Origin of the sequence: Pedobacter sp. L105, from assembly GCF_009765875.1 — a bacterium.
Taxonomy (GTDB): domain Bacteria; phylum Bacteroidota; class Bacteroidia; order Sphingobacteriales; family Sphingobacteriaceae; genus Pedobacter.
The window spans coordinates 374,748-391,095 of record NZ_LMUP01000002.1 but is presented as its reverse complement, the minus strand read 5'-3'; the positions used below and the strand labels follow the sequence as shown (position 1 = coordinate 391,095).

Here is a 16,348-nt window from a genome sequence, read left to right as displayed (position 1 = left end):
GCCATATAAGAAATTATCTTAAGGTCCCGATGCGTATGCTTCGGGACTTTTTTTATTTTTGCACCCATGGTATCTTTTAATTTATTCGACGATAGCTCATGGTTCTCCCTGCGCCCGCTCACTTTCACCAGGCCCGTGGCCGATCTGCGTTTAGGCATATTAACCATAGCTGAAAAATGGGGAAGGTATGCAGGGCAGACCCCCGGATACTATACGGCAGATTATCTGTCCGCTAAATATACCATCCATCCCGATGCGGATACTTTTATCAATGGCGCTGTATGCCCTGACGAATTTCTATTTGAAGCAATTACTATGCTTCGTGAAGGCGAAGTGCTCAGGCAGGATAAAATCATCCTTGCTTTTAAGATTAATCCCGGTGAACTGCTGAGCTTAGCCCAGGCGGCAACGCTTAACCCTGTGGATTATCCTGGGACATTTACACGGATCGTATATCCTGAAGATATTTTTAAAAACAATGATCTTCAGCTGAAAGCTGATTTTAAGTTGTTAACCCAGGGCAGGACTTCAGCCAGCTTAAGTTCTACAAATATGCTGCTGGGGGATGATATATTTATTGAAGAAGGTGCGGAAGTCGAATGTTCTACGTTTAATACGCTGAATGGTCCGGTATATCTGGGTAAAAACTCACAGGTTTGGGAAGGTAGCCATATCAGGGGATCGTTTGCGCTCTGTGAAAATTCAGTGGTGAAAATGGGCAGTAAGATTTACGGGCAAACTACGATAGGGCCATATAGCAGGGTAGGCGGAGAAATTAACAATGCGGTGATTTGGGGAAGCTCTTCCAAGGGACATGAAGGATATCTGGGAAATTCAGTATTGGGGCAGTGGTGTAATATGGGGGCCGACAGCAATAATTCAAATCTTAAAAATAACTACGCAGAGGTTAAGTTGTGGGATTATGAACAGACTGCCTTCCGTAAAACGGGTCTTCAGTTTTGTGGATTGATCATGGCAGATCATGCCAAATGCGGAATCAATACGATGTTCAATACAGGTACGGTAGTAGGTGTTGGTGCTAACGTATTCGGAGGCGGTTACCCGCCAAATTTTGTTCCCGATTTTTCATGGGGCGGTGCCAGTGGATTTGAGGATTACAGGCTGGATAAACTAGTTGATACTACGGAAAAGGTATTTGAACGCAGAAATATTGAATTTAATCAGTTAGAAAAAGATATCTTGGCCGAAATTTTCAAATTAACGTCAATTTATAGGCATTTTTAAATAAGAGTTTTTTACTTTCGCACTTATTAGTGTAATTATGACGTTTAACAATATATAGCAGTAACAACCTAAGCTGAGATTAAAATAATAGTACAACCGAAATAACAATAGATTAATTATGAGAAAGAAAATAGTAGCAGGAAATTGGAAAATGAACACAGATTACGCAGAAGGTATTTCTTTGTTTTCAGAAATCGTTAACATCGTTAGAGATGAAAAAAAAGGCGACCAAATTGCTATCATATGCGCTCCTTTTATCCATTTGAACAGTCTGTCTAAATTGGGTGGGGAAACAGTTAAAATCGGTGCACAGGATTGTCACCAAAAAGAAAGTGGAGCTTATACAGGTGAAATCTCTGCTAAAATGGTCAAATCTGTTGGTTGTGAATATGTAATTATCGGACACTCAGAACGCCGTCAGTATTTTGCTGAAAGTGATGCCCTGCTTGCCGAGAAAACTAAGATTGCCCTGGCTAACCAGTTAACACCTATCTTTTGTATCGGTGAAACATTGGATGAAAGAAACAACGGTAATTTCTTTGAAATTTTAAGAGGACAACTGGAAAATGGTGTGTTTGATTTAAGTGCAGCAGATTTTTCTAAAATAGTTATCGCTTATGAGCCGGTTTGGGCTATTGGTACAGGATTAACTGCTACCGCAGCGCAGGCTCAGGAAGTACATGAATTTATACGTGCCGAAATTACTGCTCAATATGACGAGACAGTAGGAGAAGAGACCTCTATTTTATATGGTGGAAGCTGTAATCCTAAAAATGCTGCAGAGCTGTTCGCACAGAAAGATATCGATGGTGGATTAATAGGCGGGGCTTCTCTGAAATCGCGTGATTTTGCAGATATCGTTAAAACTTTTAATGCTTAATGCAGTATATTCAGGTAACATTTAGCTTTATTAGTATTCAGGGGTATCAGCAGGACCTGCTGATCAATGAATTGGCCGAAATTGGATTCAATACATTTGAAGATACTGAAAATGGTTTTTCTGCATTTATAGATTACGACAGTTATCAGCAGCAAGCCCTTGACGATACACTTCTTCAGTTTGAAGATGAATTTGAATACAACTTTACTGTAACAGAAATTGCAGCGGAGAACTGGAATGAAGAATGGGAAAAAAACTTTGAACCGCTGATTATAGCGGATAACTGTTATGTAAGGGCAACTTTTCATCCTGCCCAGCCTCAATATGAGTACGAGATTGTTATCGATCCAAAAATGGCATTTGGTACCGGGCACCATCAAACTACCACGATGATGATGCAATACGTTCTGGAGGCAGCTGTGAGAGATAAATTGATCCTCGATATGGGCTGCGGAACTGGTATACTAGCTATTCTGGCTTCCAAAAGAGGTGCGGGAGAACTTTTTGCGATAGATAACGATGAAGTTTGTTACCTGAGTGCTAAAGAAAATGCTGCACTGAACGGTATAACCAATATCACTGCTTTATGCGGGGGTAAAGAAACAATTCCCCGGTTAAATTACGATATCATTCTGGCAAACATTAACCGTAATATTTTGCTTGACCAGATTCCGGTATATGCTGAAGTACTAAAAAGCGGCGGTGAAATCTACTTTAGTGGTTTTTATGAATCGCCCGATTTAGAGATGATTACAGATGCCTGTAAACTTTTACATATAAGTTACGTTAGCCACAAAAAAATAGGGGAATGGGTTGCTGCGCGATTTAAAAAGAATTAAAATGAAAAAAATTCTTTAATTACGTTATTTTTTTTAATATTTGAGATGCGAATACATTTTATAGCTATAGGGGGAAGTGCAATGCATAATCTTGCAATAGCTTTATACAAAAAAGGTTTTACAGTGACTGGTTCTGATGATATGATATTTGAACCTTCTGCCAGCAGACTGTCCAGGTATGGCTTACTACCTGACAAAATGGGTTGGTTTGAAGAATCTATTACCCCGGATCTCGATGCGGTGATATTAGGTATGCACGCACTGGTGGATAACCCGGAATTATTGCGTGCGCGTACACTTGGGCTAAAGATCTATTCTTATCCTGAGTATATCTATGAGCAAACCAAGGATAAGGTAAGGGTAGTTATAGGAGGCAGCCATGGTAAAACCACTATTACCTCTATGATCCTGCATGTACTTAACTACCACGGAAAGGATTTTGATTACCTGGTAGGGGCACAGCTGGAAGGATTTGATACCATGGTAAAGGTAACTGATTCGGCACCGATGATAATTATTGAAGGAGATGAGTATTTAGCTTCTCCAATTGACAGGAGGCCAAAGTTTCATCTTTATCAAGCAAATATTGCCGTAATCAGTGGTGTAGCGTGGGATCATGTTAACGTATTTCCAACTTTTGAGGATTATTTAAAGCAATTTGAAATATTTATTGATACGATACAACCTGGGGGAATATTAATCTATTGTGAGAGTGATAAAGAATTATGTAATATTGTTGATGCAAACCAATCGTTAATCACTAAAACCGGGTACGAAATCCCACCGCACAGCGTTAAAGATGGTGTAACATATTTACTTCCTCAAAACCTGCCGCTGAAAGTTTTTGGTGATCATAACCTTATGAATTTAAGCGCTGCGAAATTGGTTTGTGAAGCGGTTGGGATTAATGAGGCTGACTTCTATCAGGCAATTACTTCCTTTAAAGGGGCTGCTAAAAGATTGGAGTTGTTATTTGCTAAAAATAATACCAGTGTGTATAAAGATTTTGCACATTCACCATCCAAGTTAAAAGCGACAATTGAGGCAGTAAAGTCACAATTTGAGGAAAGAAAGTTAGTAGCTTGTATAGAATTACACACATTTAGTAGTTTAAATAAAAATTTTTTACTGCAATATGCAGATACAATGATCCAGGCAGATAATTCTATCGTATATATTGATGAAAAGACATTTCAACAAAAAAAAATTAAACCTTTTACAGTAATTGATGTTCAAACAGCATTTAAGAACAGCAGGCTTACTTTTTTTGACAATGCCGATACCCTTGAACAATATTTGAGGGGACTTGATTTTACCAATACCAACCTGCTAATGATGAGCTCAGGCAATTTTGGCGGTATTGATTTAGTTAAACTGGCACATGAGTTGAATAATTGAAGAACAAAACACACCTAAATTTATAAAAAATGAACATTATCGGTAAAAACATCAGACAGCTTCGTCAGAAAAACGGATGGAGCCAAGGCGAAGTAGCTAAAAGATTAAATATCTCTATTCCCGCATTTTCTAAAATTGAAACTGGAATTACAGACATTAACATTTCAAGACTTGCTCAGATCGCTAACCTTTTTGAAGTTTCAACAATGGACATTATCTCTAAAGAAGGGGAAAACCCTCAATCGGTAAACTTTGAAGAGATCAATAACCTTAAAGCGAAACTTTCACTGAGAGAAGAAGAGATCATCAAACTTCAAAAGAAGGTGATTGATCTTTACGAAGAGATCAGGGAAAAATAGATCTCTTTTTTAAGAGAACAATTTACGCAGCGTAAGGTGCCGCTTTCCAAAAGTGGCACCTGTTGCTTCATGAATAGAGAGCATTTTATCATTAAAATCACCTACCCAGGAAAGCTCCAGTTCGTCATATTGCTCCATCGGGAGTACATATTCTTTAAGCTTAATAAATAAAGCAGATTCCAATCCGTGTTTTTGATAAGCTGTTTTAGTCCCCATCACTATTGCCCTCATCCTGTTTACGCCTTTCCATCTTCTGTAAACAAATTTCAACTTTTCAATTAGACCCAGTTTGCCGTTAAAATCCTTTATCATTTGATTAGCATCAGGGATAATAACTACGAATGAAGCCGGTTCTCCGTTCAGGTAAGCAAACCAAATTAGTTTTTCATCCATGATTGCCTCCATCTGCTTAAAACTCTCCTGTAGGGTCTCTTTTTTGATCGGCACGAAGTTTTCAAAATCTTTCCAACCATCATTATAGATTTCCATCAGGTCGTTTACATACTTTTCTGCATTCTTTTTAGAGAAATGTTCAAAGGTATACCCCGGTTTATTAGCCACCCAGGTAGCAATTTTTGTAAAACGTTCGGGGAATGGGGCCCTTACGTTTAGGTGATTGGTGATTTGCTGATAGGAAGTTACAAAGCCGTAGTTTTCAAAAAAGACCTGGTAATAAGCAGGATTATAGTTCATCCCGTAAGAAGGCGGGGTAAAACCCTCTACCAGTAATCCCCAGAAAGTATCATTCTCCCCAAAATTAATAGGACCATCCATGGCCTTCATTCCCTTTTCTTTCAGCCAATCCTGTGCGGTATCAAACAGCTTAAAGGCGGCTTCCTGGTTGTTCGTACATTCAAAAAATCCCATTCCCCCGGTAGGCTGTTCGTAGTGATATGCCTTTTTAGTATTGATAAAAGCAGCAACACGGCCAATAGTTATACCCTGATCATCTTTAAGTATCCACCGGCTACATTCACCATGTTTAAAAAATGGGTTTTTTTTAGGGTCGAAGGTTTTTTCCACATCCTGGTCCAGTGGGCAGATCCAGTTTTTGTCATTTTGGTAGATAGAATGCGGAACGGCTAAAAACTCTTTTTTTGTCTGTGAACTGGTAACAGGAATGATTTGCATCAGGGATGAAATTGGATTTTAAATAAAAAAGCATCTTGGTTTAAGATGCTCTGTAAATATGGGTGAATCGGAATGATTTAGTAATTATCGTCCTCGTCATCAAAATCGTCGAACGTATCCAGGTCATCTAACGGCAAGTCAAAATCATCGTCATCATCGTCGTCAAACTTCTTCTTGGTTTCTGTGGTGTCATCAAAATTTTCATCATTCATTTCCTTGTCCTGCGCCTGATCATCTAATGAACCTTTCTTAACGGATTTTTTTGGATTTGCCATTTGTCTAATAATAAAATTGCCAGAATTTATTGATATGTTAAAATTACGAAAAATCTTTTTAAATAGCACTAAGGCTATTTTATTGATTTTTTTCCCTATCCAAAATTAACATAAAAAGCTTTTCAAAAAAAGAACTTTTTTCAAAATTATGCTAAGAAAGTTCAACCGGTTGCTGGTCAGATAACTAATTTTTTTGCAAAAAAAAAGTGGTAAAGTTTTGGCTTTACCACTTTTAACACACAAATGAAACCTGAATTGAGATAAGTTTTAGGTTAGGTGAAAAAATATCTTTTACCAATTCTATAAGAACGATTTACAAACTAAGTTTGCTTTAATATCTATAACAAGTTTAATGCTATTTTAATAGGATATCAATTATACTTAGTAAGTGGTAGGTTTGGTTGAGTAAACGGTAAATGACTAGCAGTTGGGAATAGTGATCGCGATCGTTGTGCCGGAATTACCATTCTGACTGATGTATATTTGTATGGGATTCTCTTCAATCTGGTTGAGCAGGTTAATCCTCTCCTGGGTGAGGTTCATGCCTTTACTCTCATGGTGGCCCCTTTTATCTTTTATGGAATTGTCTATTCCTATACCATTGTCGATAATCTTTATCAGTAGTTTATCAGCACCATGATGATCAATACTGATCTCAACTTCACCACCTTCTTCCAGCGGCATAATCCCATGCCAGATCGCATTTTCAATATAGGGCTGCAGGATCATGGAAGGAATCATCGTTTCATCCTGATCAATATTTTCCCCAACGGTGATCGTGTAGTTGAACTTTTCTCCAAATCTCTTTTTTTCAAGGCTCAGGTAAAGCGTTAAATATTCGATTTCCTCTTCCAGTGAAATAAAACTTTTTGTACAGATATCCAGGTTTTTTCTAATCAGTCTCGCAAACCCTGTTAATACCTTATTGGCAGAAGAAGTATCTTTTGTATTGATGTAGTGCTGAATGGAATTCATTACATTAAATACAAAATGAGGATTCATCATGGCCTGTAAGGCCTGTTGTTCCAGCATGAGTATCCTGTTCTTTAAAACTAATTTCTGCTGCTCCTTATCTTTTTGCTGTCTGGTTATCTTTACCGCTATTTTGTAAAAGCTAATACTCGCTATCAGCAGGAGTAAAAACAGGAACCATAAAGACTGCCACGGATGCCCCTTGAGTACAAAGGTTACACGTTCAGGTTTACTCCACTGGCTGTTACTGGTTTTAGCACTGATTTCAAAGGTATATTTTCCAGGTGAGAGGGAGGAAAACTCCAGATGCCTGCTTTTTGTCTCTGTCCAGCTGCCACTGGTTTTTAGCCTGTACCGGTATAAAAGGGTATTGTTTTGAAAATCAATAGCGCTGTAATAAAAAACGATGTTGTTATCTCCCGGTTCCAGGACTATAGAAGGAGAGTTAATATCCAGTCGTTTTTTACGGGTATTAATTGCTGAAATCATTACCACTGGGGCTTCCTGCAACTTGTTAAAGGCTTTACTTTCAAAAAAAACAAGGCCGTGGTTTGTGGCAAAATAGGCAGTATCCCTATCAACATACAGGCCGTTAACATCATTATCCAGCAGGCTATTGGTATACTCAAATGTTTCTACCGGATAACTGCCTTTCAGGAAAACCCTGTTTACTGCACTGTTATTGATTACCCATATATAATCTTTCTGAAGAAAAATTTTTTTACAGATGTTATTGGCAAGTCCATTTTTACGGGTAAGATGCCTGATCAGCCGGTTGTGTTTAAAAAAAAGCAGGCCATATCCATCTGTAGCCAATACCAGGGTGCTATCTGGCAGCTGGGCAATATCATTTATTCTTTTGGTGAGCAATGAGTCCTGGAGATAACGCGTGTACAATTTTTTTGCTGAAAATTGAGCTAAGCCGCTGGTATTGGAGAACCACAGATTTTCTGACTGGTCATAATATACCCGGTAAGACCTGCTGCTAAAAAAATTTCCCCCTTCTTTATAAGCAGAGGAATTAAATGATAACTGATGAACAGGGTCGTTCAATAGCACTACTCCTGATGAAAGTGCCATCGCAAGATGGTTATTTCTGCTGAGGCTGAAATTTTTGAGTACGAAACCAAAATTATTGGTCTCTTGCAGATAAGAGATCGCTCCCGTGATCTCCCCGTTATTTTTTAAGCTACCCAGCCCATAATCTGAAGCAAAAAAGACTATTTTTCCGCTAGAATCCATCGCCAGCTGTTTAATACTGCCGAATTTCTTTTTATCGGGCAGATCAATCCTGCTCACTACATTAGTCGGTTTTTTAAGGATATCGATCACTCCATTGTCCAATCCCAGCCATAACCTGTTTAGCCGGTCTTTCATGATACTCTTCACACCATTACTGCTTAAGCCGGTATGTTCATCAATCACATATATCCTTTTAGATTGTTCGGGCAACATATAAATACCATTATTTGTGGTGAACCACATGTTGCCTTTGTTGTCTTTGATTGCCTGGCTGGTAGTGATATGATGAAGGTAATGTATTTGCGATCCATCGCTTTTAAGGTGGTAAACGCCGGAATTGTTAGTCAACCAGATATCCTTTTCATTTTCAGCATAAAAATATCCGGGATTATCAGTCAGCAGTGAATTATCTATCTTTAAGGTGAGCCTTTGCTGTTCTCCATCATTAAAATTGAGCCCTTTACTGTCTAAAAAAAGCATCGTTTTGTCGGGCAGGTTTACAGCTGTTTTATAAGAAAATGGATCAATAGTTTGTTTTACCCGTTTAAAAGTAGATCCGTCAAACAGGTGCAGGCAATGGGCGCTGCTGGCCCATATTTTCCCGGCTTTATCTTCATATACAAAAGTGTTGATAAACTGACCGGAATGGCTGGCGGAAGTATATTTCCTGACTGACTTTCCATCCCATCTAACCAGCAGGTTTTTATTGGTTCCAAGCCAGAGGTTTTCTTTACTGTCTTCAAAAAATGATATAATTATTCCGCTGAATTTGAGTAACCTGAGTAGTTTATTGTTATGCTCATTGTAGATTTTTCCATTGTAAAAGTAGCTGAGCTGGCCATTGAATGCGGAAAACCAGATCCTTCCTGTACGGTCTTCATTGAGGCGGATGATCTGGTTATCGGGCAAACCTTCATCAATGGAAAAAGATTCAAAAACCTTCCCGTCAAAGCGGCTTACGCCAGCGTCAGAAGCGATCCAGATATAACCTTTTTTATCCTGCAGTGTAAAATAACAATTGTTGCTGGGCAGGCCGTCTTTAGTACTGTAATGTTTGATAAAAGGGCTTTGTCCGGCAGCATAAATGCCCGGTAAAAACAAAAGAATAACTAGCAGAGATCCTTTTAAAAAGGATGCTATTACTTTACTTTTCACTTGTAAAACTGGTGTATAATTTAACTTTTTCCACAAAAACACTTGCCCTTCTGCGTGAAACTGCAATTTTTTCTCCATTTTTCAGCAAAACTTCCAGTCCGTTTTTGGAATTGTATTCTTTCAAATAATTCAGGTTTACAATACTGGATTTGTGGATACGTACAAACTGGTCATCAGGAAGGATCTCCTCATAGTCTTTAAGGATCCTGGAAACTGTAATTTTCTCCCTGTTTTCCAAGTGAAAAACAGAATAATTGCTATCGGCTTCGATGTGGATAATCTCATCTACCCCGATCAGCGTATAACCCTGGCCATTGGGTAAACTGAGCTTTCGGATCTCAGATCTGTCGGATAACACTGAGGCAAGCTGCTTCAAAGATTCACTTTTATCAGCTTCGGGCGCGTTATGTTTTATCAGTTTAGCTGCTTTTTCTACAGTTTCCCTGAGTTCATCAATGTCGATAGGCTTTAATAAATAGTCCAGTGCACTGGCTTTAATTGCCTTCAAAGCATACTGGTCAAATGCAGTTGTAAATACTACCTGGGCATGGTGAGCTTTAGCATCCGGAATCAGTTCAAAGCCATTTTTTCCGGGCATGGCGATATCCAGAAAAATAAGATCAATGTCCTCATTTAAAAGCAATTCGCGCGCTTCATCTACAGATTTTGCAATTCCACAGATGCGTACATTTTCGCAGTTTTCCTGTAAGAGAAAATACAGGGAAGAGCGGGCAAATTCTTCGTCATCAACTATAATTACATTAAGCACAGGCGTTTAATTCTTATAGGGTGAAAATAATAATTGACAGAGCCCAAGGGAGTAATCCAGTTTATGTCAAAACCGAATCATTTTTTCCCCCGTATGTGGAGCTATATACGCAAACATAAAAAAATATAATCGAACCCATTATTTAAAATAATACCTATGAAAAATTTCCAACCAGAAGATCAGGAATTACTGCACAAAGAAAGCGGTATCCTGACTGCATCCCTCCAACGCAGATCTTTCTTACAGTATGCAGGAGCGGGAGCAGCCGGTATAGCTTTGATTGCTGCCGGATGTAAAAAAGACAACCAAAATACAGGCAATAGTGCAGGAGTTAATTTAGGATCAGGTGATGTTGGTATCTTAAATTACGCTTATGCTTTAGAACAACTGGAAGCTGCATTTTATACTGCTGTAGTACAATCTCCATATTCTGGTATCTCTGCTTATGAACTGGGTTTGTTAACTGACATCAGGGATCATGAGATAGCGCACAGAGAGTTTTTCAAAAAAGCCCTGGGAGCTTCTGCGATCATTGGTTTAACAGTAGATTTTACCTCAATTAATTTCAGTGTAAGACAAAATGTATTGGCTACGGCTAAAGCATTCGAAGATTTGGGTGTTTCAGCTTATAATGGTGCTGGTAACCTGATCAAGTCTGCAGATTATTTATTGCTTGCTGGCAAAATCGTTTCAGTTGAAGCACGCCATGCTGCTCTGATACGCGATCTGATCAGTGATGGAACGTTTGCAGATTCAACTGTAATCGATTTAAATGGTTTGGATGCTGCAAGGGCACCAAAGGATGTGCTTGCAATAGCACAAACATATGTGAAAACTACAATTAACGGATCTAACTTACCAACAGCAACATCTTAATCAGAACATCATGAATATCGTAAACATATTAGAAGAAATTGAAAAAGTAGATGGTGAAATATACGAACGTATAAGTCCCCGCAGAGCAGCAATGAAAGAATTTTATGGTTTTGGATCTAAAGTAGCTTTGGCTGCGGTTCCTCTTGCCTTAGGTTCAATGTTCAAAAAAGCATACGGACAGACTTCATCAACAGTTTTAGATGTACTGAACTTCGCATTGACTTTAGAATATATTGAGTTTTATTTTTATCAGACAGGTGCTGCTTCATCAGGATTAGTTCCTTCAGGAGTGCACACCAGTGCAATCAACACCATTCTTACTCACGAAATGGAGCACGTTGCTTTGTTAAAAGGAGCGATCACTGCTTCGGGTGGTACACCGGTAAGTTTCACAGCAGCTAATTTTGATTATACTGCAAAAGGTAATTTCCCTACAGTATTCTCCAGCTTCCCAACTTTCCTGGCTGTAGCACAAGGATTTGAAGATACAGGCGTAAGAGCTTATAAAGGCCAGGCCGGTAATTTAATCAGTGCACCAGGTGTATTAAAAACAGCTTTACAGATACATTCAGTTGAAGCACGTCACGCTTCACACATTCGTCAGGCACGCAGAACTACTGAAGGAGGTGGTTTGACAGCTTTAACACCATGGATTACTGGTGCGAATGATAGTGGTGTTCCACAGTTAGACATGACTTATGCTGGTGAAGATAACATTACACAGGCTGGTGTTGATATTACTAGTCTGGGGGTTTCTACAGCAGCTGCAACAGCTTCTTTTGATGAGCCTTTAACAAAAGAGGCAGTATTAGCTATTGCTTCTTTATTTATCAGATAAGAATAGAATAATAGTTTGTTTAGGTTTAAGATAGGAAGAGGACAAATTGTCCTCTTCTGTTTTTTATACCAAATTAGCAGAGATATTTGATTACCCGTTTCTGAATAATCTATTACTTGCCTTTAATAGTTGATTACCTGTTCTTCCAGTTGCTCTGGCATATCACGGTAGTTGTATTGCTGACCTCTCAGTTGTGGTTCAAAACCAGCCTCCCTGATGGCATCCTGTATTCCTTTTGCCGTGAAACGGTGAGGGGCACCTGCTGCAGAAACAACATTTTCTTCAATCATAATAGATCCAAAATCGTTTGCACCCGCGTGTAAGCACAATTGTGCTACGTTCTTGCCTACTGTTAACCAGGAAGCCTGTATATTTTTGATGTTAGGCAGCATGATCCTGCTCAGGGCAAGCATCCTGATATATTCATCTCCGGAAACATCATTGGTGATGCCTCTCAGGCGTTTTAATAAAGTACCATCATCCTGAAAAGGCCATGGGATAAAGGCTAAAAAGCCTTTTGCACTTTCAGGTTTTTCACTTTGTACTTCCCTTATCCAAACTAAATGTTCAAATCTTTCATCTATAGTTTCCACGTGGCCAAACATCATGGTTGCAGAGGTTGTAATATCCAGCTGATGGGCTGCACGCATTACATCCAGCCATTCCTGACCGCCGCATTTACCTTTGGAGATCAGTCTTCTTACCCTGTCATTGAGGATTTCGGCACCGGCACCAGGTAAAGAGTCCATTCCTGCTTCTTTTAATGCCTTTAGAACTTCGGTATGGGATATTTTTTCCAGTTTAGCTACGTGTGCAATTTCCGGCGGACCTAAAGCATGCAGTTTAAGATCAGGATACAGCTCCTTCAATTTTCTGAAAAGGTCGGCGTAAAAGCTCAGTCCAAGGTCGGGATGGTGTCCTCCCTGTAACAGCAACTGATCGCCTCCAAGTCTGAAAGTTTCTTCGATTTTCACTTTGTAAGTTTCTATATCAGTGATATAGCTGTCCTCATGTCCGGGTCTTCTGAAGAAATTGCAGAACTTGCAATTGGCAATACAAACATTGGTTGTATTTACATTGCGGTCAATCTGCCAGGTAACTTTGCCACTTGGTACTTGTTTTTTCCTTAATTCATTGGCCACAAAGGCCAGGTCGGCTGTTGAAGCATTATGGTATAGAAACACACCTTCTTCTTTACTTAAAAAGTCGAATTGCAGAGCCCTTTGTAATAATTCGGCAGTATTCATAGCACAAATATACCATAAGTTCTCCTGTTTTTATTTCACGAGATTATCACATTATCAGTCATTAAATGCTATAACCTATATTGTTTTGGATGAAAACTTTGAATTTTCTATTTTGATGATCACCTTTAAAAAAAATAAAGAAAATTATGGCTAAGGAATATAAGGTAGTAGTAGAGGATAACATCAGTTCATTTGAAAATCAACTGAATAACCTGGGCGATTTGGGTTATGCATTGGTATCACACAGTCATCTTAAAGATTTTGATGAAGGTGATTATGTTTTTTCGGCAGTAATGGTAAAATATACGGATGCGTCGATGAATGATGATCATATCGATCTGATACTGGATAGTTTAGATGGTATAAAATCGAACACGGATAAAGCTTAAGAAAAATAAAGCCATCCGGATAATTCGGGGTGGCTTTATTTAACGCTTCTTATTAATTGAATCGGTTGATGGGGTAATTCCGTTAAACAATCCCATTTGTCCCAAAAATCTAATATGAATGTCTATAAAATGTACCTTTATCCATTTTAATCCACGTTTAAGAAATATCATATTTTAGCCTAACTCATTATTCTTATATTTGGCTGAATTATATTTTTTTATGGTAGATTTTAATCGTTTTACACTGGCTAATGGCTTACGTGTACTTGTACACGAAGATGATACAACGCCCATGGCAGTATTGAACATTCTATATGATGTTGGAGCCAGGGACGAAGAAGAGGATAAAACAGGCTTTGCGCACCTTTTTGAGCATTTGATGTTTGGAGGATCTGTAAATATCCCAAGTTATGATGAACCTTTGCAAAGGGTGGGGGGAGAAAACAATGCCTTCACCAGTAATGATATTACTAATTATTATATCACCTTACCGGCAACCAATATTGAAACCGCATTCTGGCTGGAAAGTGACCGTATGCTGAGTCTTGCGTTTTCTGAAAAAAGTCTGGAAACACAGCGTAACGTCGTTTGTGAAGAGTTTAAGCAAAGGTATTTGAACCAGCCTTATGGCGATGTATGGTTGAAGTTAAGGCCTTTGGCTTACAAAAAACATCCTTACAGATGGGCAACCATTGGACAGGACCTGGCGCAGATTGAAAATGCGCAGATGGAAGATGTTAAGGCCTTCTTTAAAAAACATTATAACCCCAGCAATGCCATTATGGTGGTAGGAGGTAATGTAAAAACTGAAGATATTAAATTACTGGCGGAAAAATGGTTTGGTCCTATCCCTGCCGGGGATAAATATGTCAGGAATTTACCTGCAGAACCTGTACAGACAGAAGAAAGAAAAGAAACTATCATAGCAAAGGTTCCGCTAAATGCTTTTTATATGGCCTTTAAAATGCCTTCCCGTAAAGATGAATATTATCAGGCATACGATTTGATGTCAGACATTCTTTCTCAGGGCCAGTCTTCCAGATTGTACAATAGCCTATTGAAAGAGCAGCAGTTGTTCAGTGATGTTCATGCATATATTACGAGCAGTATGGATGAAGGTTTGTTTGTGGTAGAAGGCAAATTGAGTGAGGGAGTGGCCATGGAAACTGCCGAAAATGCGGTGTGGGCAGAACTCCATAAAATTGCGACGGAAGAAGTTACCCCGGTAGAGCTGACCAAAGTGAAGAACAAATCAGAATCTATTATGGTATTTGCCGAAATGAGCTTGCTGGACAAAGCAATGAACCTTGCTTATTACGAGTTGCTGGGCGATGCAGAAGGTTTAAACACAGAGATCGATAAATACCTTGCTGTAGATGCCCAAAAAATACTGCAGGCCGCAAAAAAGACTTTCGTTAGAGAGCAATGTTCAACTTTATATTATTTAACCTCCGAAAATGCTTGATCGTACGCTTACGCCTGAATCCAAACAGGTTAATGAAATAAATTTTATTGCTCCTCAACAACAGGAATTGGATAACGGCATTAAAGTGTTTACCATTAATGCCGGTAAACAGGAATTGGTCCGTATTGAATTTGTATTTGAAAATGTAAACTGGGATCAGACCAAGCCCTTGCAGGCTATTGGCGTAAGCCACCTGATCAATAATGGAACCAGCACTTTAACTGCAAGGGAAATTGCTGATGAAGTAGATTATTATGGTGCTTTTCTGCAAACCGATTATGGTGCAGATCAATCCAATATCAAGGTATATACGCTAACTAAACATCTGGAAGCGGTATTGCCTATTTTATGGTCTATCTTAAATGAGAGTATCTTTCCTCAGCAAGAACTGGATATTTTTAAACAAAATCAGCAGCAGTCTTTAAAAGTAAGCCTGCAGAAGAATGATTTTATTGCCAGGAAGAATTTTGCCAATTCCATTTTTGGCCAGTCTACCTATGGTTCTGATATCGGTATGGATGATTATCAGGCGATGGAAAGAAATGACCTGACAGCTTATTTCAGCGCTGCTTATAAACCTGAGAACTGTACAATATTTGTTGCCGGTAAATTTGAAGACGCAGAATTTGCCTTGCTCAATAACTTTTTTGGAAAAGAATGGAACAATAAGTCTGCCTCTGTTGTGAACCAGTTTTCATTTGAGCCTGCTGTAAAGGGAGAACTCTTTGTTGAGCGTCCTGATGCGATCCAGTCGGCTATAAGGATGGGGGTAAGAACCATCAACAGGACACATACAGATTTTCCTGGATTTCAGGTTATGAATTGTTTGCTGGGCGGTTATTTCGGTTCACGTTTAATGGCTAATATCCGTGAAGATAAAGGTTATACCTATGGAATTGGTTCCGCAATCGTTTCCATGAAAGATTCCGGGTATTTTTTCATAGCAACAGAAGTAGGTGCCGATGTGTGCAGCAATGCGCTGACTGAAATTGAAAAAGAGATCGATCTGTTAAAATCTGAACTGGTTTCCGCTGAAGAGCTGGATCTGGTAAGGAGTTATATGTTAGGCTCTATGCTGGGGAGTTTAGAAAATGCATTCTCCCATGCAGATAAGTTCAAAAATATCTATTTCTCAGGATTGGGTTATGATTATTATGACAACTATATTCATACGGTAAAGACAATTACTGCCGAAGAATTACAGGTTTTGGCCAACAAGTACCTGAATACTGCAGACTTCACTAAAGTTATTGTAGGGAAAAAATAAG

Annotated in this window: 15 protein-coding genes; 10 read left to right on the top strand and 5 right to left on the bottom strand. The window is 38.9% G+C overall.

Annotated elements, in window-relative coordinates:
- The first annotated feature begins 66 nt into the window (after window positions 1-66).
- From GSQ84_RS02820 to GSQ84_RS02800, 5 genes are all read left to right on the top strand, one after another.
- Entirely contained in the window at window positions 67-1,245 is a 1,179-nt protein-coding gene (locus GSQ84_RS02820; RefSeq protein WP_158795733.1) for a GlmU family protein, read from the top strand.
- 118 nt (window positions 1,246-1,363) lie between these two features.
- Window positions 1,364-2,125, top strand: a complete 762-nt coding sequence (tpiA, locus tag GSQ84_RS02815; protein ID WP_158795732.1) for a triose-phosphate isomerase — start codon at window positions 1,364-1,366, stop codon at window positions 2,123-2,125.
- Window positions 2,125-2,964, top strand: a complete 840-nt coding sequence (gene prmA, locus GSQ84_RS02810) for a 50S ribosomal protein L11 methyltransferase (protein ID WP_158795731.1) — start codon at window positions 2,125-2,127, stop codon at window positions 2,962-2,964. Before tpiA ends, prmA begins: the two co-directional genes overlap by 1 nt.
- A gap of 45 nt (window positions 2,965-3,009) precedes the next feature.
- Window positions 3,010-4,362, top strand: coding sequence for a UDP-N-acetylmuramate--L-alanine ligase (gene murC, locus GSQ84_RS02805; protein ID WP_158795730.1), 1,353 nt, complete (start codon window positions 3,010-3,012; stop codon window positions 4,360-4,362).
- 29 nt (window positions 4,363-4,391) lie between these two features.
- Window positions 4,392-4,721, top strand: coding sequence for a helix-turn-helix domain-containing protein (locus GSQ84_RS02800; RefSeq protein WP_041884843.1), 330 nt, complete (start codon window positions 4,392-4,394; stop codon window positions 4,719-4,721).
- Window positions 4,722-4,730: 9 nt separating this feature from the next.
- Here GSQ84_RS02800 and GSQ84_RS02795 read toward each other — a convergent pair whose 3' ends face one another.
- The 4 genes from GSQ84_RS02795 to GSQ84_RS02780 all read right to left on the bottom strand — a co-directional run bounded on the left by GSQ84_RS02795 (window position 4,731) and on the right by GSQ84_RS02780 (window position 10,265).
- On the bottom strand, window positions 4,731-5,852 hold the full coding sequence (locus GSQ84_RS02795; protein WP_158795729.1) for a GNAT family N-acetyltransferase: 1,122 nt from the start codon (window positions 5,850-5,852) through the stop codon (window positions 4,731-4,733).
- 77 nt (window positions 5,853-5,929) lie between these two features.
- Window positions 5,930-6,127: a hypothetical protein gene (locus GSQ84_RS02790; protein WP_158795728.1), complete on the bottom strand. Its 198-nt coding sequence runs from the start codon at window positions 6,125-6,127 to the stop codon at window positions 5,930-5,932.
- Between the two features lie 420 nt (window positions 6,128-6,547).
- Window positions 6,548-9,574: a sensor histidine kinase gene (locus GSQ84_RS02785; RefSeq protein WP_158795727.1), complete on the bottom strand. Its 3,027-nt coding sequence runs from the start codon at window positions 9,572-9,574 to the stop codon at window positions 6,548-6,550.
- Complete coding sequence (locus tag GSQ84_RS02780; protein ID WP_158795726.1) at window positions 9,486-10,265, bottom strand: LytTR family DNA-binding domain-containing protein; 780 nt, start codon at window positions 10,263-10,265, stop codon at window positions 9,486-9,488. The genes GSQ84_RS02785 and GSQ84_RS02780 overlap by 89 nt, the downstream gene beginning before the upstream one ends.
- A gap of 156 nt (window positions 10,266-10,421) precedes the next feature.
- Between GSQ84_RS02780 and GSQ84_RS02775 the strand changes: the two genes are divergently transcribed.
- Together GSQ84_RS02775 and GSQ84_RS02770 are read left to right on the top strand one after the other, a co-directional pair.
- Window positions 10,422-11,141 carry a ferritin-like domain-containing protein gene (locus tag GSQ84_RS02775; protein ID WP_158795725.1) on the top strand — a complete coding sequence of 240 codons (720 nt, stop codon included), beginning with the start codon at window positions 10,422-10,424 and terminating at the stop codon, window positions 11,139-11,141.
- A 10-nt stretch (window positions 11,142-11,151) separates the two neighbouring features.
- Window positions 11,152-11,979 (top strand): ferritin-like domain-containing protein, encoded by an 828-nt coding sequence (locus GSQ84_RS02770; RefSeq protein ID WP_158795724.1) that lies wholly within the window; start codon window positions 11,152-11,154, stop codon window positions 11,977-11,979.
- A 122-nt stretch (window positions 11,980-12,101) separates the two neighbouring features.
- Here GSQ84_RS02770 and mqnC read toward each other — a convergent pair whose 3' ends face one another.
- Window positions 12,102-13,226, bottom strand: a complete 1,125-nt coding sequence (mqnC, locus tag GSQ84_RS02765) for a cyclic dehypoxanthinyl futalosine synthase (RefSeq protein ID WP_158795723.1) — start codon at window positions 13,224-13,226, stop codon at window positions 12,102-12,104.
- Between the two features lie 146 nt (window positions 13,227-13,372).
- Here mqnC and GSQ84_RS02760 point away from each other — a divergent pair, with 146 nt between their 5' ends.
- From GSQ84_RS02760 to GSQ84_RS02750, 3 genes are all read left to right on the top strand, one after another.
- On the top strand, window positions 13,373-13,615 hold the full coding sequence (locus GSQ84_RS02760) for a hypothetical protein (RefSeq protein ID WP_158795722.1): 243 nt from the start codon (window positions 13,373-13,375) through the stop codon (window positions 13,613-13,615).
- Between the two features lie 220 nt (window positions 13,616-13,835).
- Entirely contained in the window at window positions 13,836-15,080 is a 1,245-nt protein-coding gene (locus tag GSQ84_RS02755; protein WP_158795721.1) for a pitrilysin family protein, read from the top strand.
- Window positions 15,073-16,347, top strand: a complete 1,275-nt coding sequence (locus tag GSQ84_RS02750) for a pitrilysin family protein (RefSeq protein ID WP_158795720.1) — start codon at window positions 15,073-15,075, stop codon at window positions 16,345-16,347. Before GSQ84_RS02755 ends, GSQ84_RS02750 begins: the two co-directional genes overlap by 8 nt.
- The last annotated feature ends 1 nt before the right edge of the window (window position 16,348 follow it).

Excerpts from the sequence above, each read along its gene's own strand:
- GSQ84_RS02820 (WP_158795733.1), top strand. The coding sequence starts at position 67 with ATGGTATCTTTTAATTTATTCGACGATAGCTCATGGTTCTCCCTGCGC.
- tpiA (WP_158795732.1), top strand. The coding sequence starts at position 1,364 with ATGAGAAAGAAAATAGTAGCAGGAAATTGGAAAATGAACACAGATTAC.
- prmA (WP_158795731.1), top strand. The coding sequence starts at position 2,125 with ATGCAGTATATTCAGGTAACATTTAGCTTTATTAGTATTCAGGGGTAT.
- murC (WP_158795730.1), top strand. The coding sequence starts at position 3,010 with ATGCGAATACATTTTATAGCTATAGGGGGAAGTGCAATGCATAATCTT.
- GSQ84_RS02800 (WP_041884843.1), top strand. The coding sequence starts at position 4,392 with ATGAACATTATCGGTAAAAACATCAGACAGCTTCGTCAGAAAAACGGA.
- GSQ84_RS02795 (WP_158795729.1), bottom strand. The coding sequence starts at position 5,852 with ATGCAAATCATTCCTGTTACCAGTTCACAGACAAAAAAAGAGTTTTTA.
- GSQ84_RS02790 (WP_158795728.1), bottom strand. The coding sequence starts at position 6,127 with ATGGCAAATCCAAAAAAATCCGTTAAGAAAGGTTCATTAGATGATCAG.
- GSQ84_RS02785 (WP_158795727.1), bottom strand. The coding sequence starts at position 9,574 with ATGGAGAAAAAATTGCAGTTTCACGCAGAAGGGCAAGTGTTTTTGTGG.
- GSQ84_RS02775 (WP_158795725.1), top strand. The coding sequence starts at position 10,422 with ATGAAAAATTTCCAACCAGAAGATCAGGAATTACTGCACAAAGAAAGC.
- GSQ84_RS02770 (WP_158795724.1), top strand. The coding sequence starts at position 11,152 with ATGAATATCGTAAACATATTAGAAGAAATTGAAAAAGTAGATGGTGAA.
- mqnC (WP_158795723.1), bottom strand. The coding sequence starts at position 13,226 with ATGAATACTGCCGAATTATTACAAAGGGCTCTGCAATTCGACTTTTTA.
- GSQ84_RS02760 (WP_158795722.1), top strand. The coding sequence starts at position 13,373 with ATGGCTAAGGAATATAAGGTAGTAGTAGAGGATAACATCAGTTCATTT.
- GSQ84_RS02755 (WP_158795721.1), top strand. The coding sequence starts at position 13,836 with ATGGTAGATTTTAATCGTTTTACACTGGCTAATGGCTTACGTGTACTT.
- GSQ84_RS02750 (WP_158795720.1), top strand. The coding sequence starts at position 15,073 with ATGCTTGATCGTACGCTTACGCCTGAATCCAAACAGGTTAATGAAATA.